Origin of the sequence: Streptococcus sp. 11-4097 (genome assembly GCF_018215285.2) — a bacterium.
Classification (GTDB): domain Bacteria; phylum Bacillota; class Bacilli; order Lactobacillales; family Streptococcaceae; genus Streptococcus.
Genome location: NZ_CP185262.1, coordinates 1,239,646 through 1,256,638 on the forward strand (window position 1 = coordinate 1,239,646; position 16,993 = coordinate 1,256,638).

The 16,993-nt window shown below is 37.1% G+C and carries 10 protein-coding genes, 1 pseudogene and 1 other annotated feature; of the genes and pseudogenes, 1 reads left to right on the forward strand and 10 read right to left on the reverse strand.

Annotated features, from left to right (window positions below; all coding sequences use genetic code 11):
- Positions 1-72: 72 nt before the first annotated feature.
- Positions 73-291, reverse strand: a binding site (T-box leader).
- A 95-nt stretch (positions 292-386) separates the two neighbouring features.
- The 7 genes from ppc to KB197_RS06155 all read right to left on the reverse strand — a co-directional run bounded on the left by ppc (position 387) and on the right by KB197_RS06155 (position 13,294).
- On the reverse strand, positions 387-3,083 hold the full coding sequence (gene ppc / locus KB197_RS06125; protein WP_212573995.1) for a phosphoenolpyruvate carboxylase: 2,697 nt from the start codon (positions 3,081-3,083) through the stop codon (positions 387-389).
- Positions 3,084-3,107: 24 nt separating this feature from the next.
- The gene (gene ftsW / locus KB197_RS06130) at positions 3,108-4,331 is read right to left on the reverse strand and encodes a cell division peptidoglycan polymerase FtsW (protein ID WP_212573994.1); all 1,224 of its coding nucleotides are present in this window, start codon (positions 4,329-4,331) and stop codon (positions 3,108-3,110) included.
- 224 nt (positions 4,332-4,555) lie between these two features.
- Positions 4,556-8,947 carry a MucBP domain-containing protein gene (locus KB197_RS06135; RefSeq protein ID WP_421127435.1) on the reverse strand — a complete coding sequence of 1,464 codons (4,392 nt, stop codon included), beginning with the start codon at positions 8,945-8,947 and terminating at the stop codon, positions 4,556-4,558.
- A gap of 7 nt (positions 8,948-8,954) precedes the next feature.
- Positions 8,955-10,202: a glycosyltransferase family 4 protein gene (locus KB197_RS06140; protein WP_064275850.1), complete on the reverse strand. Its 1,248-nt coding sequence runs from the start codon at positions 10,200-10,202 to the stop codon at positions 8,955-8,957.
- Positions 10,203-10,205: 3 nt separating this feature from the next.
- Positions 10,206-11,789 carry a glycosyltransferase family 52 gene (locus KB197_RS06145; protein WP_212573512.1) on the reverse strand — a complete coding sequence of 528 codons (1,584 nt, stop codon included), beginning with the start codon at positions 11,787-11,789 and terminating at the stop codon, positions 10,206-10,208.
- A gap of 12 nt (positions 11,790-11,801) precedes the next feature.
- Positions 11,802-12,467, reverse strand: a complete 666-nt coding sequence (locus KB197_RS06150; protein ID WP_064275852.1) for an acylneuraminate cytidylyltransferase family protein — start codon at positions 12,465-12,467, stop codon at positions 11,802-11,804.
- Positions 12,464-13,294, reverse strand: a complete 831-nt coding sequence (locus KB197_RS06155; RefSeq protein ID WP_171841281.1) for a dTDP-glucose 4,6-dehydratase — start codon at positions 13,292-13,294, stop codon at positions 12,464-12,466. Before KB197_RS06155 ends, KB197_RS06150 begins: the two co-directional genes overlap by 4 nt.
- Here KB197_RS06155 and KB197_RS06160 point away from each other — a divergent pair.
- Positions 13,260-13,412 (forward strand): annotated as a pseudogene (locus tag KB197_RS06160) (transposase); the annotation flags it as partial. The gene KB197_RS06155 and the pseudogene KB197_RS06160 sit on opposite strands and share 35 nt — an antisense overlap.
- A 42-nt stretch (positions 13,413-13,454) precedes the next feature.
- Here KB197_RS06160 and prsA read toward each other — a convergent pair.
- The 3 genes from prsA to pepF form a co-directional block, all read right to left on the reverse strand.
- Positions 13,455-14,393, reverse strand: a complete 939-nt coding sequence (gene prsA, locus KB197_RS06165; protein ID WP_064275854.1) for a peptidylprolyl isomerase PrsA — start codon at positions 14,391-14,393, stop codon at positions 13,455-13,457.
- 66 nt (positions 14,394-14,459) lie between these two features.
- Positions 14,460-15,173, reverse strand: a complete 714-nt coding sequence (locus KB197_RS06170; RefSeq protein ID WP_082888083.1) for an O-methyltransferase — start codon at positions 15,171-15,173, stop codon at positions 14,460-14,462.
- 1 nt (position 15,174) lies between these two features.
- Positions 15,175-16,977, reverse strand: coding sequence for an oligoendopeptidase F (pepF, locus tag KB197_RS06175; RefSeq protein WP_064275855.1), 1,803 nt, complete (start codon positions 16,975-16,977; stop codon positions 15,175-15,177).
- Positions 16,978-16,993 lie beyond the last annotated feature (16 nt).

Here is a 16,993-nt window from a genome sequence, read left to right on the forward strand (position 1 = left end):
TATCGAAACAAGCGACGCCATCGTTTTCTTTCCATACTAACCTCCATCAAAAAGTCCTCACACAAAAACTTGTGTGAGGACGTCGATGCGCGGTACCACCTCAATTATAGGGAATTTCCCTATCGCTCTGTCTCGCAATAACGAGATGCACTGTAAGGTGTGCTCACCGAATTTTTATGATTTCAAATTCTAAATACTATTCAGCCCAATTTTCATCATCATCACTTATCTGTTTTCAGCTACCACAGACTCTCTAAAAAGTTTATTATGATTACTTTTCTGAATGGTTAAATTATATCATTTTTCAACTACTTGTCAAGACTCTTTTAGCATTTTTTTAACTATTCAAAAACTTCCCCTATGAAAAAGAGGAAGTTTGATTGGTATCAGCCTGAATTACGCAATCCTGTCGCAATTCCGTTGATGGTTGTATGGATTAATTTTTCTTGGTCGCTAGATAATTCTCCTCGGCGTTGACGTTTAATCAACTCCAACTGGATATAGTTGAGAATATTAAAGTAAGGCATACGATAATCCAAACTTGCTTTTAGATATGGATTTTCAGCCAAGAGTTCATCGTAACCTTCGATAGCCAAGATAACTTCCTTGGTAACTTGCCATTCATTTAGAATAGTCTCATAGATTGCTTTTACTTGATCATCTTCACACAGTTTGGCATATTCAAAAGCAATATTCATATTTGATTTTGACAAGACCATATCAACATTTGAAAGAAGTGATTGGAAGAAAGGCCAGTTTTGGTACATATCTCGTAAGATAGCGATATTCTCTGGATTTTTATCGATAAATTCTTTGAAGCTTGAACCAACCCCATACCAGCCAGGGAACATGACACGACTTTGCGACCATGAGAATACCCAAGGGATAGCTCGCAAACCACCGATTTCAGTAATAGTCTTACGAGCAGCTGGACGAGAACCAATGTTAAAGCTTGAAATAGCCTTAATCGGACTTGACTCGAAGAAATAATCATAAAAATGATCATTACCAAAGACCAAATCACGGTAGATATCGTAACTACGGTCCACTACTTGGTCCATAATAGCTTCATAACGATTTGAGGTATTGGTATCACTCTTCTTCTGAGTAATCATACGGTTAATGGCTGCAGATACTAACATTTCAAGGTTATAGTAAGCTGCGTCTTTATTACCGTATTTATTCCCAATTACTTCACCCTGCTCCGTCAAGCGGATACGATCTTTGATAGACTTAAGCGGTTGAGATGTGATGGCTTCATAGGTTGGTCCACCACCACGACCGACAGTACCACCGCGACCATGGAAGAAGGTAACCTTAACGCCAAATTCATCTCCGATAGCAGTCAATTGTTGTTGAGCCTTGTAGAGGGTCCAACATGATGATAGGTAACCACCATCTTTATTACTGTCAGAGTAGCCCAACATGATTTCTTGATAGTTATTGCGTGAAGCAATCCATTTCTTGGCCAGAGGAAGAGAAAGATATTCTCTCATGGTTTCTTCTGAGTGGTCCAAATCCTCAATTGTTTCAAAGAGAGGAACAATTTGGACCCGGGCTCTTTCTTTATCAACTAACCCTACTTCTTTTAGCAAGATAGCCAATTCCAACATGTCTGATACGCTGGTTGCATGTGAAATGATAGTCTGACGAATGACATCATCTCCCAACTTATCTTTCAACTTACGAGCAGCCTTAAAGATTGCTAATTCTTTTTCAAGTAACTCTGATTTTTCAACGTGAGTGGCAGAAAGAATACGTGGATCTTCTTCCAATTCTTTCAAAAGAAGCTGGCATTTTTCTTCTTCACTGAGTTCGCTATAATGAGAATGAATACCTGCTGATTTCAAGAGTTCGGCCACACAAGCTTCATGAACACTAGAATCTTGACGCATGTCAATAGATGCCAAATAAAAGCCAAAAATTTCAACTGCCTGAATCAGCTCAACAAAATCACCAGAAATCAGTGCTTCACCCTTGTTTTCCAAGAGGGAATCACGAATGGTAATTAAATCCTTATAAAAATCATTAGCTGTTTCATAGCGAGCTCCAACTTCCTTATCCTCAATCAAATAAGCTTTTGTCGCTTGGATTTTTGATTGAATATCAAACAAGGCACGACGGTATAGCTCTTTTTCACGATAAATAGAATTATCCTTAGACTGACGAGCCATTTCTCTGACTTGCTTGCTCACATTGACAATACTGGTTGAGAGAGAGAACTCACGATAAAGTTGGTAAATTTTTTCATCATAGTAGTTCATGATGACTTCACACTGAGTCATAGCAGATTGTTTCAAGGTGTCTGCTGTAACAAAAGGATTCCCATCACGGTCTCCACCAATCCACATACCCATGGTAATTGGTTTTGGATGTTTCAACTCCAAGCCATGTTTTTTAGCCAGACGTTTGTACTCATCAGTCAAATGAGGAACTGCCTTCAGGAATGAACTATTGTAGTATTCCATAACATTCGTGATTTCATTGGTTACTTTCAATTTCTTTTCACGAATCATGTCTGTTTGCATGATAATCTCAATGTAACGACGGAGATCATTATGCCATTTTTCCTTATTAATCAAGCCTAATTTCACATCACGGTACTTACGCAAAAGGGTATGGATATGGTTTGTCAAATCCAACATACTCTTACGTTGTACTTGTGTTGGATGGGCAGTCAAAACAGGGACAACATTCAAATGTTCTAGAATTTCAACCGCATTTTCTTTTTCTGCAACCATTTTGATCGTTGCTGATAATTTCCCAAGATAATCTTGATCGATGTTATTTTGATGGTTGATTTCATAGGCTAAATCCACGTCTTCTGAAATATTAATCAAAAGAGGCAAGATAGAGAAATAGCGTGAAATATAAGCCATTTCATCATTTGTCAGGCTAGTAACCAATTGGTTCAAGCCTTGATAATCTTCTTGAGTTGATAATTCTTTCAACTCCATGATTTTTGCAAAAGTCTCTGGGGCAAGCATATTTTTAGTGATATCTTCTAACAATTCTGTTAAAATTAATACTTCCTCTTGCACGACAGCTTTATTACTATAGTTTTCTAATTTTTGAAGAGACATAGGTCATCCTTTCCACTATCAACTCTACATATAGTTTGATGAGTGAGTTTCTAACTCCTCATATAATTGGGCACGTTTTTCACTTGCATCAATATTTAAGACAAAGGCGATGGCTACAGACAAGACTAGGAGACTGTTCCCCCCTTGTGATAAGAAGGGGAAGGTTACTCCCGTCGAAGGAATAATGCCAGAAATTCCACCGATATTGACAAATACCTGTACCAGCATCATCCCCCCAACCCCAATCGCCATCATGGAATTAAAGGGATTCTTAGCACGAATACCTACTAGGATAATTCGTAAAATCAGGAAAAAGACAAGGGCTAAAATCAAGCTGGCTCCCACAAATCCAAACTCTTCAATGACAATTGAAAATACAAAATCTGTATGGGCCTCTGGTAAATAACCACGTTTTTCAATTGAATTTCCTAATCCTAGACCAAACCAACCACCATTTACCATGGCAAAGTAGGAATTTGCAAGTTGGTGGCCTGCTCCTGCCAAATCAGCAAAGGGATTAAAGTAGGCACTGAAACGCTTGGCAACGTAACCAAATACTGGAACTTTTGAAAACTTATCAACCCCAATCATAGAGATAGTTGATAAGGATAGGGCTGAAACTCCAAACAATATACCGATAAAGGCTATAAACCAACGATGAGCAATCCCACTAACTGTATACATAATCAAGGCGACCAGAGCTAGGATGGTAGCATTCCCCAAATCTGGGAAAATAGCTAAACTTCCTATCATTACTAGTAGGACGAAGCGCCAATCATTAAAAGCACGAGGAATCCATTGATTTTGTGTTAAAACTTGAAAATCGTAAATACCAATTTCATCCTGTTGTTTTGAAAAACGTTGGGCTAAGTACCAGACGATGATAATCTTCAAATACTCAGCTGGCTGAATGGTCAAAGGTCCTACTGAAATCCAACCATAGGCTCCATTGACTGGCGTACCAATTAAGCGAGCCAGAGCCAAAAGAATCAGCTCAACAAACATAACAATAAATAGCAGTCGTTCTTTTCTTAAAAAATTCAGTTTCAGCTTATATATCAAGGCAATCAATATTAAACTAAGTATCCAAAACATTCCCTGACTTCGAACCAATTGGAGGGCACTTTTACCTTCTTCGATAAGAATGGCACTAGTTGTAGAATAAACTACAATCAAGCCCAAAATAGATAAAAGTAAGTAAGGAACTAGAATAGAATAGTTTAACAGGTGCCTCTTACTAATCTTCATAGTATCACCAATCTAATGAGAACAAAAGAAATTATTCCCAAATTCCGTTTATTTTCTAGTTTTGATTGCTATTATACCATTTTTTCCGAAAGAAAAAAACTCTTACCCTTAAGATAATAGATTTTCTCATAAGAAAAAGAGCGCTGGGCTCTTTTTTGTTTCAAAAAACCAATGACTTTTACATCATTGGTTTTCTGCTATATTCGTTTATCAGAAAGATTTACTTAATCTTCTTTCTTCTTGCGAGCTACAAGACCAAATCCACTCAAGACTCCAAGAAGTCCAAGCGCTGCAAGGCTAGCATTGTCTTCTGTACCAGTATTTGGAAGTTCGCGTTGACCATCCATATACTGTGGTGTAGCAGGTTCTGCTAGTTGTTCTGGTGTCGCTGGAGCTATTGGTCGTTCAGGTGTCTCTGGTGTCGCTGGAACTGGACTTGGTGCAGGACTAGGTTCTGGTTGTGGCTCTGGCTGAGGAGCTGGAGCTGGTTCCGGTTGTGGCTCTGGCTTAGACTCTTCAGGAATCTTCAACTCTGGAATTTCCACTTTAGGAGCTTCATTTGGTTTTGCAACCTCTTCAACTACTTCACGGTAGTAATAGTTTACGACCTTACCACCAACTGGAACAATTCCGTCTTTATCTTCAGGTACTTTTACTAGATCATAAGAAGTTGTTCTTGTGATTACATTTCCGTTTTCAATAACTTTTTCAACTTTACTTGGAATAACTTTCGCTTCAGTTGTATAATTTGAACCAATTTCTTTTTGACCTTGGTCATCACTTGGTGCTAGTTTTGTTTCAGTGTTTTCAATGTAGTAGTTTACAAGAACTGGCGCTTTCTTCATGACAGTTTCAGTTGTTACAACTGGACGGTAATAGTAATTTACTACTTTACCCTCAACTGGAACGGTACCTTCCTTGTCTTCAGGTACTTTCACAAGTTCGTACTTAGTTGTCTTAGTGATAGTTCTATCAGGAAGTTCTTCTTTTTCTACTTTTGGTTCAATTACCTTAGTTTCACTAGTATAGTTAGAGCCAATTTCTTTTTGACCTTGGTCATCACTTGGTGCTAGTTTTGTTTCAGTGTTTTCAATGTAGTAGTTTACAAGAACGGGTGCCTTCTTCATGACAGTTTCAGTTGTTACAACTGGACGATAATAGTAATTTACTACTTTACCCTCAACTGGAACGGTACTTTCCTTGTCTTCAGGTACTTTCACAAGTTCGTACTTAGTTGTCTTAGTGATAGTTCTATCAGGAAGTTCTTCTTTTTCTACTTTTGGTTCAATTACCTTAGTTTCACTAGTATAGTTAGAGCCAATTTCTTTTTGACCTTGGTCGTCACTTGGAGCTAATTTAGTTTCAGTGTTTTCAATGTAGTAGTTTACAAGAACTGGCGCTTTCTTCATGACAGTTTCAGTTGTTACAACTGGACGGTAATAGTAATTTACTACTTTACCCTCAACTGGAACGGTACCTTCCTTGTCTTCAGGTACTTTCACAAGTTCGTACTTAGTTGTCTTAGTGATAGTTCTATCAGGAAGTTCTTCTTTTTCTACTTTTGGTTCAATTACCTTAGTTTCACTAGTATAGTTAGAGCCAATTTCTTTTTGACCTTGGTCGTCACTTGGTGCTAATTTAGTTTCAGTGTTTTCAATGTAGTAGTTTACAAGAACGGGTGCCTTCTTCATGACAGTTTCAGTTGTTACAACTGGACGGTAATAGTAATTTACTACTTTACCCTCAACTGGAACGGTACCTTCTTTATCACTAGGCACACTTACCAACTCATATCTTGTAGTTTTTGTTACTACACGGTCTGGTAAGTCCTCAGTTTCAACTTTTGGTTCAATCACCTTAGTTTCTGACGTATACTTAGATCCAATATCCTTTTGACCTTGGTCGTCACTTGGTGCTAATTTAGTTTCAGTGTTTTCAATGTAGTAGTTTACAAGAACGGGTGCCTTCTTCATGACAGTTTCAGTTGTTACAACTGGACGGTAATAGTAATTTACTACTTTACCCTCAACTGGAACGGTACCTTCTTTATCACTAGGCACACTTACCAACTCATATCTTGTAGTTTTTGTTACTACACGGTCTGGTAAGTCCTCAGTTTCAACTTTTGGTTCAATCACCTTAGTTTCTGACGTATACTTAGATCCAATATCCTTTTGACCTTGATCATCGCTCGGTGCTAGTTTAGTCTCAGTGTTTTCAATGTAATAATTTACCAACACAGGCGCTTTCTTCGCTACTTCAGTAGTATTAACTACTGCTCGGTAGTAATAATTAACAGTTGTTCCACCCTCAGCAATTTTACCATTCGCATTATCTGGTGTAGCTACTAACTCATAAGTAGTTACTGTCGTAACTGTTTTCTCTGGTAAGTCTTGAACCTCTGTTTTTGGTTCAATCGTTTTAGCTTGAGTTGTGTAGTCAGACTTAACTGGTAAGTCTGCTTGGTTTTCACTAGGTGCTAGAGAAGTCGTTGTATTTTCTAGATAGTAGTTAACGTTCAGAGGGGCTTTCTTCTCACGGTAGTAATGTGTTACCACAGAATTACCATCAGCAACAACTTTATAAGCTCGAATAGGTGTAATTACCTCACGTTTGTTATAAGTTGTTTCATTATGAGAGCTTTCAGCTGTAGCTGAGAAACCATTGGCATCATCAGATAATCGTAAAAATCCATCTGAATCAGGTTGCACCTCATTCGAATTTTCATTATCACGATCAAAACTAACACCTTTATAAAATTTATAAACAGGCATAGTTTCTACTGTTGTCACCGTCACCGAACCATCATCGTTAACTTTAACTGAACCTTTTTTAACTAAATCAGATGTTTCTTCCTTGGTTACAGTATCTTGACCTTCAAGATAGTTAGACAATATATTTTCTTTAGTAACTAAATGAGTACGTTTTGTTGTTGTAATTGTTTCCAGTTCTAAACTAGCAGTATCTAAAATCTTATAATTTTTCTCAACTTTTACAGTAGTTTCAATATCACCTGAAATAGATTTTGTTTCCTTAACATTCGAAAATGTTAGATTTTCAAAATTACTGTGAATATTAGATGAGTTTGGACTAAGTAGCTTAGAAGCTTCTTCACTATTAGCTAAGAATTGGTCACCTTCGGTTGAACCATCTGAAACAAAGTAGTATTTACCTCGAATGTTACTTAAAGTTGAATCTTTTACATAAGCAACTTTCAATCCTTTGCTCTCTAAAGTAGTAGCTACCGAATCCAAATAAGCATCCACTTTAGACTTAGCAGCCCTTATTTTCTCTTTATCTGAATCACTAGTTGCCTCATTTTCTGCAAATTTTAAAATTTCATATAAAACGTAATACGATTCATGATTTTTTAAAACGTCCTTTATACTAGGATTAGTATTTACAGGTAAAACATTATAGTCAGGTAAATTAAAGAAAGGTTTCAAATCTTCCTTTATAAAAGCTTTACCAGACCCAGCTGAAAAATCAGCAATTTTATCCCCTGTTACAGTTCGTTCCACATCATCAGATGTACCAAAAATACCATCTTTACCAGCTTCTAAAATATTAGCTGTTTGATCTGCATTTATTTGCTCTAACACATAAGTAGGATTATCAAAATTTACAGAACTATCAGTATCGACAACATCTGGAATCACTTCATAAGTTGGTGAACTATAACGTTTTTTAGTTTTCACAAGACTAGGATTTGCCACTGCATAAGTATCTTTATCTAATACAAGAATAGAGTCGCCTTCTTGAAGAGTTACATTTGCTTTAGTGAAGTCTTTAGCGTTTGCAAGACCTGCTTTCCATTTAGAAACAGCATCTTCATCGCTGGATACCCCGTTAGTCTCTACGAACTTACCGTAGTGACCGTCAGAAGTTTCTTCGACAAGATAAACTTTACCTGTCGTTTTTGTATAATCAATTTCCCCTAGTTTGTTGTGCATACCCTCTGGAGATACACTTGCTTCGATATCGTTGAACTGAGTTTTGCTATACTTAGCTTTATCAGCACCCTCAACTTCAGAACGAGTACGCTCATAAACCTTACCGTTTAATTCAAGAGTATCTTGTTTACCTGTTTCCTCAGAAACAGAAATTCCACTCTTGTCAGCAGTTGATTCACGGTAATCTTTACCGTCTGTATCTGCGGCAAGACCTTTCTTATCATAAGGAGTTGTAATTGTTCCTTGACCTGTCGCTACTGTTTCAGTTTTCAAAAGTGATTTATCTTCTTCCAACTTATAATTCACAGTAGTCTCAGATGTCACTGTTACAGTATCAGTACCGTCAGCATCACCTTTATTTTCATTAGCTTTAGTAGGTTCAGCAACACCTTTATTCAAGACTGCATCGAATTTAGCAACTTTACTAGTATCAGTATCATCTGTGAATGTATTCGTATTTGTAGAAGTTGTCTTATCAACACTATCTACCAATGCAACCTCACTTCCACCTGCACCATTTACAACATCTGCCGAAACTGATTGTGTTGTTGTAACTAAACCAACACCTAGTGCAAGAAGTGTTGCACCGATTAATTTTGAATCAGTTCTACCATTCTTATACTTACGGAATGAGAAAATTTCACGTCTATCTTGTTTAAACATTTTTACCTCACAGTACTAAAATTAAATATCGATATAATTCTAACACAGCGTCTTTAGTATAGCAAGAATAAAACCTTGAAGATTTAAAGCATCCACCCTTTCGATAATCTAATAGTATAGATTTCAATTCTTTAGGTGTCCGAAATACCCTAGTATTTTCACATTTACTTGCATAAAATTTATGTGCTAAATCTACATCAGAAAGCAAACAAACTAAACCAAATGAAGATGCTTCAACAGCAGCATTTGCAAAACATTCGCTCATAGAACAAGAGATATAACCCTCATGATTCTCATAAGGAACATTTTCAACAAATCCTTTAAACTGAACATTATCAGGTAAATCATCTTCGGTATAATCTACAGGTAAATTTCCATAAATCGTCAATTTACTATCAGGTAACTCTCTGAAAACCTCAATCGCCCACTCACAACGTTTCAAAAAAGTCATGTTACCTACAATACACCAATCTGTTACAGAAGTGTACTCTTTTTCTATACCCTCTTTTACATAAATCGGGGGCAAGAACCGGACTAAATTAGATTCTAATCGCTCTTCCAAAACTGGGCTTGCAACTAAATTTTGACACCAGTTTTGTAAGACAAACTTCATTTGAGGGTCTAAAATATTGTAATGAGTATATGCAAACAAGGTACGACCTGTATTTTGGAAGAACTTCCTCAATTGAAGAGGGTATTCATTAACCATATCGATGATAAAGCGATCTTCGACTGTAGAATTGTTAGCTAGATAGAGACTGACTAACTGCCATTGGGTATAGGTTTCACCACTTCTTAGATTTTGATAAGAATGGTAATTTTCACTCACATCCCCTCTTAGTAATTCTCCTTTACTATCATAAAGAGTGAACAACTGTTCTTGATGAGAATATCGATACAATAGTTGAGAGGTATAACATTCGACACTTCCATCTTGATATCTAATAAGACCAACATACCCCTCATTTGTAGACTCAACCCTAACAACACCATTTAGCTCTTCTACAAATTCTTTTTCTACACTGGGTTTCTGTCTAGCTAGATCTGACTGATCATAAATGACATGGTGAAAATTTTCAAATCCAAGATTTTCAAGGGTTTCAACAAAATTTGGTACAAAATTCTCTAAATTTGTTAAAATAAGTTCTTGTTCTACCTCTAAACTTTTAAAGATTTCCTGACGTGCTAATTGACTTCTTTCAAAACCATAAGAGCTTACAGGAACTGCTTCTTTTATTGTAAATACTTTAACCATGGTTTATTTTAATACATCCTCCAATCTTAAACCACGACTTCTTGCTAGTCTCGCACGAAAAGTCATGCCACGTTTATAACGTTCTGATAAACGATAGTAGGTTGTTACTATATTCAAAACCAAAGCATTATCCTTTGTGACCATTCGAGACCACAAATGCCAATCTTCAAATCCATCACAACGAGAATCATATCCACCTGCATCTTTAAAAGCTGAACTCTTAAAGATAACAGTCGAATGATTAAAGCAATTTCGGTAAGCAAGTTCTAACCACAACTTTTCTCCCATTAGATGATTTGTTGGATTCCTCCTTATTTTATCGGGTATCTCATCCTCTTCTGCTATAACCCTAGCTCCTATAATGTCTAATTGTGGATTTTCTTCCAATTCATGTAGGAGAAGGTCTAGATGCCAGGGCATCCAAATATCATCTGCATCTTGTCTGGCTACATAATCCGTTTGAGACAGGCTTACACCACGATTTAAAGTTTCTGAAATCCCTTTATGACTTTCCCTAATATACTGTACTCGTTCGTCTTCTAGATAAGGCTTACATACTTCTTCTGTATTGTCTGTCGAACCATCATCCACAATTAGCAAGCGAAAGGCTCGATGGGTTTGATTTAAAACAGAATCAATCGTTTGACTAATGGTTTCAGCCCCATTATAGACAGGCATAACAATATCAATAGGTGTGTCTGATTGAGACACATTTTGATAGGGCACACCTCGTTTTGCAAAAACATTTGATTCATGAGTTGTTAAAAAAGTCCGATACCCATGAACTGATACACCCTCTATATTTTTGACCATCAAAAGCGAGGTTGAGTAAAAACCATGCACCTCAACGAACTCATACTCCTCCAGTAAAAAATAAATTTCTTCTTCAAAGCAAAATCTAGTTTCTTTCAATTTATCTTGATAAGGATTCAAAGGTACTCTAGGATAGGGATAGTAGTAGTCAATCTTCTGTTCATCTAAAATTTTAGCCGTCAATTTTTGGGTAATTTCCAAATCTTCCTGATAAAAGAGGGAGCCTAAAAACTGCCCAAGAAAAACGCGAATTTTCTTACCATTTTTAGCCCTATGAAAATGACTTGGCTCAAGATGAAGCTTTAAGAAAATCTGCTTCTCTTTTGGGAAAAGGATACAATCATCAAATACCGTATAATGTTTATTTGACAAAGACAGGACCTCTCTCAAGGTAAAGTTTGTATACGGAATATCCCTCTCATTTTCTTGTGTATACATACTGTAAGGGACAATAGAAGTACTTCCATCATCAAAGGTATACAGACTCATCGTGCTAGGTTTAAAGATACTAAGAGCTACAGGATTGTCTAAGCTTGCTAGATAGAGATTACGAATTGACCTGCCTTTCAGAACCTCCTGAATATCATTCAAAACTGTCTTTCCTTCTAAAACAATGACTTCCTTACAAAATTCTTTCATCCGTTCAGCATAAAAAGTCTGTCTTTCATCATTTGAAACCTTTAGATAGATCCCAATAAAGTCTTTTTTCGCATTCCTAACAACTTCCCTAGCAACTAAAACTTGAAAAGGGGAAGTACAAAATATAACATTCATTCCATTTCCATTCTAAATTCTATCTTTATTTTCTAATTGAATTGCAAATTCTAAATCTTCTATGCAATTAATATCAACATTCAATTTACCTTCTTGTAAAAGATAGCCTAATTTCCCACCGTAAAACGATTGTGTTTGTAGAAATCTTTCTACTCTAACTCCAAAAAGATTTCCATTTGGATAATATTGTAATTCTTGATGTTGACGGTTCGTTTCCGCTGCTTTTACATCCTTTCGTTTTAAAGCTGTAGAGCTAAAAGGCTGAACAATAAGAGATAAATTTATATCTAATTCTTTTACAGTAATAACTGAATCATATTCCTCTAAAAGTTCTAAAACCTTTTCTACATCTCTTTCAGCTCTGAAAGGACTTGTTGGTTGAAACAATATCACAAAATCATCATTTTTTAAATTGTATTCAGTAATTACATCCAATAGAACATCTACCATTGTAGCTGATGAAGTTGCAAGTTCTCTAAGTCTATTTCGATTACAAACATCATTTGAATCGTATTCTTCCTCACCATAATCTGTTGTTACAATAATCTGATCAAACAAAGCTGATTTTTTTACAAACTGAATTGTTCTATCAAGTAAGCTCAATTCAGAAATTTTTTGTAAATTTTTATTGGGAAATCCTACTGAACCTTTTCTTGCAGGAATGACCGCTACCTTCACATCTCATCTCCTTCATTCTCACTTTTTTGTACAATCATCTCTTGCCACCAATCTTCATGTTCTTGATACCAACGAAGAATATCTTCTTTTAATCCCTTATCAAAATCCACGTATAGAGGCGTAAAACCTAATTCAGTATATAACTTACTAGCGTTAATTCCACAACGAAGGTCATGTCCCGATCTATTTGCTGTATACTTAAAATCGTCCTGAGATTTTCCTAACTGCAACGAGATTTTTTGTAGAACTTCAACATTCGTTCGCTCATTATTTACCCCAATCAAGTAGGTCTCACCAATAACACCCTTATCAATAATGGTATCAATAGCTCGACAATGGTCTTTCACATGAATCCAATCACGAATATTAAGCCCTGCTCCATATAGAACTGGCTCCTGTCCAGTTAAAAGATTGGTGATTTTCCTTGGGATAAATTTTTCAGGATTTTGATAAGGTCCATAATTGTTTGAACAGTTGGAAATCGTGGCCCTGACTCCAAAAGAACGAACCCAAGCTTTTACCAATAAATCAGCAGAGGCTTTTGTAGCAGCATAAGGAGAACTTAGATTGTACTGCGTTTTTTCAGTGAATTTATACTTATTTTCCAATGGAAAGTCCCCATAAACCTCATCTGTTGAAATATGGTGGAAACGGATATCATACTTTCTAGCTAAGTCTAAAAAATTGTGCGTCCCGACGATATTACTTTTCACAAAAATAGACTTGCCATTAAAAGATTCCGCCGCAAAATGAACAATCAAATCAGCTCGTTCATCAATCTGTTTACTTAATTCCAACTCAAAAACAGAAGCAACAAATAATCTCATCAAACTTATCAAGCGCAATGCCTTTGGTTTTCGGAACTTTGAAAACTTCAAAAAACGGATTTTCATCGCTCTGAACATCAAAAAAGAAAGGACGAAATTTGTCCTTTCTCGAGCTTAGCTTTTCTTCAACCCACTACAGTTGACAAAGAGACATTCTATTTTATTCTTTTGAGGAACTGCTTGAGCTTGAATCTCCACCACCGATGTATTGAGTAAAGATATTTTGGAAAGCTTGATCTTTAACCTTGATGTTGGCTGCTTGCAATTCTTTTCCGACAATACTTTGAACAAATGATGCATCATTTTGTTTTTGAGTCAAGATAACAGTTTTCAATTTTTCTTTGTAGTCATCGATATTAGATGACTTTTCTGTTTTCTTAATGAGTTTTACAATGTAATATTGACTGCTGTATGCTTGAGTACCAGTAGCTGTAATGACATCAGAAATGCCGTTAACATCCAAGGCAAAAGCTGCTTTCTTAACTTGATCTGGTACTTCTGTTGAAGCTGAATCAAAAGTGATTTCACCACCATTCGCTTTGGTTTTCTCATCAGTTGAGTTATCTTTAGCTAATTGAGCGAAATCTGCGCCACTTGCCTTAGCTTTTTCGAGGACTTCTTTCGCTTTATCCTCATTATCAAGACGAATAATTTGAGCAGTTACGTCCGGAGTATAGCTCTCAAATGCTTTCTTATAGGCTTCATCAGTTAATTCAGCTTCTGCAGCCTTTTTAACTGCAAATTCAACTAATTTACTTGTACGAATTTGTGCTTTACGTGTTTCAAGAGTCATACCTGATTGTGATAAGACACGTTGGTAATTCTCACCATATTGTTTTTCTTCTCCAGAAATGATTTCATCGATTTCTTTGTCATCTACCTCTGAGCCATATTGCTTCTCAAATACTTTTTGAATAGTCAAGTTCAACAAGACTTGTTGGGCCGAAGGATTGATTTTTACTTGCTCATAAAATTGATGTTCTGTGATGACATCCCCTTTCATGCTGATAAGGTCTGCCCCTTCTGAACCTTTCGAACAAGCTGCTAAAGTTGCTACTGATAATAGTGTAATGGCACCTGCCAATAGTTTTTTCTTCATGTCTACTCCTTTGAGATAAGTGTTACCCTATCTATTTTACTATATTTTCTTAAATTTTTCTGAAAATTATTCGCTGTCAAGCAATTGAACATCTGCTACATTTTTACGAAGCATGAGAATGCCGTCCCCTAAAGGTACTAATGTTGCAGTGAGTCCTGGATTGTCTAAAGTTGCATCAAATAATTTTTGAAGGCCTCGATAAATAGTTCGCTGGCCACGACGAACCTCCATAATGTCCTTGGCAACATCACCACCTTGAAAAATATCATCCAAGACAACCACACCACCGACTTCCAAATGTTTGAGGATTTCTGGCAGAAAGACGATGTATTTAGACTTGGCTGAATCCATAAAGACGAAATCATAGGACTCTGTCAAGGTAGATAAGACATCTACCGCATCTCCTTCTAGGAGCGTAATTTGCTTGCGACTGTCAAACTGGGCGAAATTTTCCTTGGCAAATCCAATCATTTCTGGATTGCGGTCAATGGTTGTAATCTTAGCATTTGGCGCATGTTCAGCCATCAAGAGGGCTGAAAAACCGATAGCCGTCCCAATTTCCAGAATATTTTTAGGTCGCATGGTTTCCATGAGAAAACGGAAATAAGCAACCGTTTCATGAGGAATAATGGGAATATTTTCCTTGCGAGCAAAGTCTTCCAATTCTTTCAAAGATCCTGTGACTTGCTTTTGGCGCTGACGCATCAAGTCCACAATTTCTTCTTTGACAACAGGACGACGCATGTTATGGTTGGCATTTTTACTATACGATTCAACCATCTTATGCCAATCTCAATTTTTCAACAAGGGCTTCAAACTCATTCAAACGACGTTCAAAGACTGCAAAGGCATCGTTGAGATAGTCTTCCTTCTCCATATCAACACCAGCTTTTCTCATGACATTAAGTGGATAGTCAGATTTACCTGCCTTGAGATAGTCGATATAGCGGTCACGGTCTTCTTGACTACCATGGACAATCTTTTCAGCCAAGGCTGAGGCTGCTGCAAAGCCAGTTGAATATTGGTATACATAGTAGTTATAGTAGAAGTGTGGAATTCGAGCCCACTCGTATTGGATTTCAGGATTGTCTTCCTTACTCAAACCATAATACTCTTGGTTCAAGTCTGCGTAGAGTTTATTTAAGAAATCGCTTGTCAAGACTTCACCATTTTGATCCGCTTGGTGAATCGCGTGTTCAAACTCAGCAAATTGAGTTTGGCGGAAAACTGTTCCACGGAAACCGTCTAGGAAGTTATTGAGAATAGCAAAGCGCGTTGCGTCGTCTTCCACTTCTTCCAATAATTTCTCCGTCAAGATATTTTCATTGGTAGTTGAAGCGATCTCAGCCAAGAAGATAGAGTAATCTCCGTAAACATAAGGCTGAGTTTCACGAGTATAGCTTGAATGCATACTGTGACCAGTCTCATGGACAAGAGTAAAGAGATTGTCTAGATTGTCCTGCCAGTTGAGAAGCATAAAGGCATTTGTATCGTAAGAACCACCAGAGTAAGCCCCTGAACGCTTGCCTTGGTTTTCGTAAACATCAATCCAACGCTCACTGAAGGCACGTTTAACACGGCTCAAGTAATCCTCTCCCAATACTGCCAAAGCTTCTTCTGCTTTTTTCAAGGCTTCTTCATAAGTAAAACTGTATTCAACAGATGAAAGTGGTGTGTAGACATCGTACATCTTGAGGTCTGAAATCCCCAAAATCTTTGAACGAAGTTCAAGGTAACGATGCAAGAGTGGCAAATGCTTGCGAACTGCTGCTACCAAATTGTCATAAACACTTTCTGGAACAAAATTGGCTGCTAGGGCTGCATGACGAGCGCTCTTGTAGTTGCGAACTTTGGCACGATAGTTTTGCACCTTAACATTGGTTTGCAAGGTTTTGGCATAGGTATGTTGGAATTGTTCATAAGTCGCATAAAGGGCTTGATAAGCACCACGACGAACCTCACGATTTTTAGACTCCATCAAACGTGTGTAAGTCCCATGAGATAGCTGAACTTCCTTACCATCATCGTCGAGGACATAAGGGAACACAATATCCGCATTGTCCAAGATAGCGAAGGTTTCACTTGCCGAACCAAAGATTTCCCCAGCTCCAGCTAATAATTCTTCTTCACGTTGTGAAAGAACGTGTTCCTTGCCTTGCAAAAGCTTGTCAAAATAGTGTTGATAAACCTGTAATTTTGGTTGAGCTTCTAAAAAGTCAGCATACTGCTTTTCACTGATTTCCATAAATTCAGGTTCATAGAATGAAAAGGCTTGGTCTAGCTGGCTATAGAGAGTCATTGCTTTGGCGTAATACTCTTGATACTTAGCTTCACGTGTGTCCTGGTCATTTTTCATATGAGCATAAACGTAAAGCTTCTCCATTTGACGTTCCATTTCAAGAGAAAATTCAGTAATTTCGAGTAGGCTATCCGCACTATCCAGGAGATGGCCTTCATACTGGGCTACTGTCTCCAATTGTTCTGTTAAATCTTTTAAAGCTTCTTCCCAAGCCTGGTCAGTTGGGTAAATCGTTGATAGATCCCATGTATCTTTTTCATTTATTTCATGTCTTTGTAATACCATTAGATTCCTCCATCCT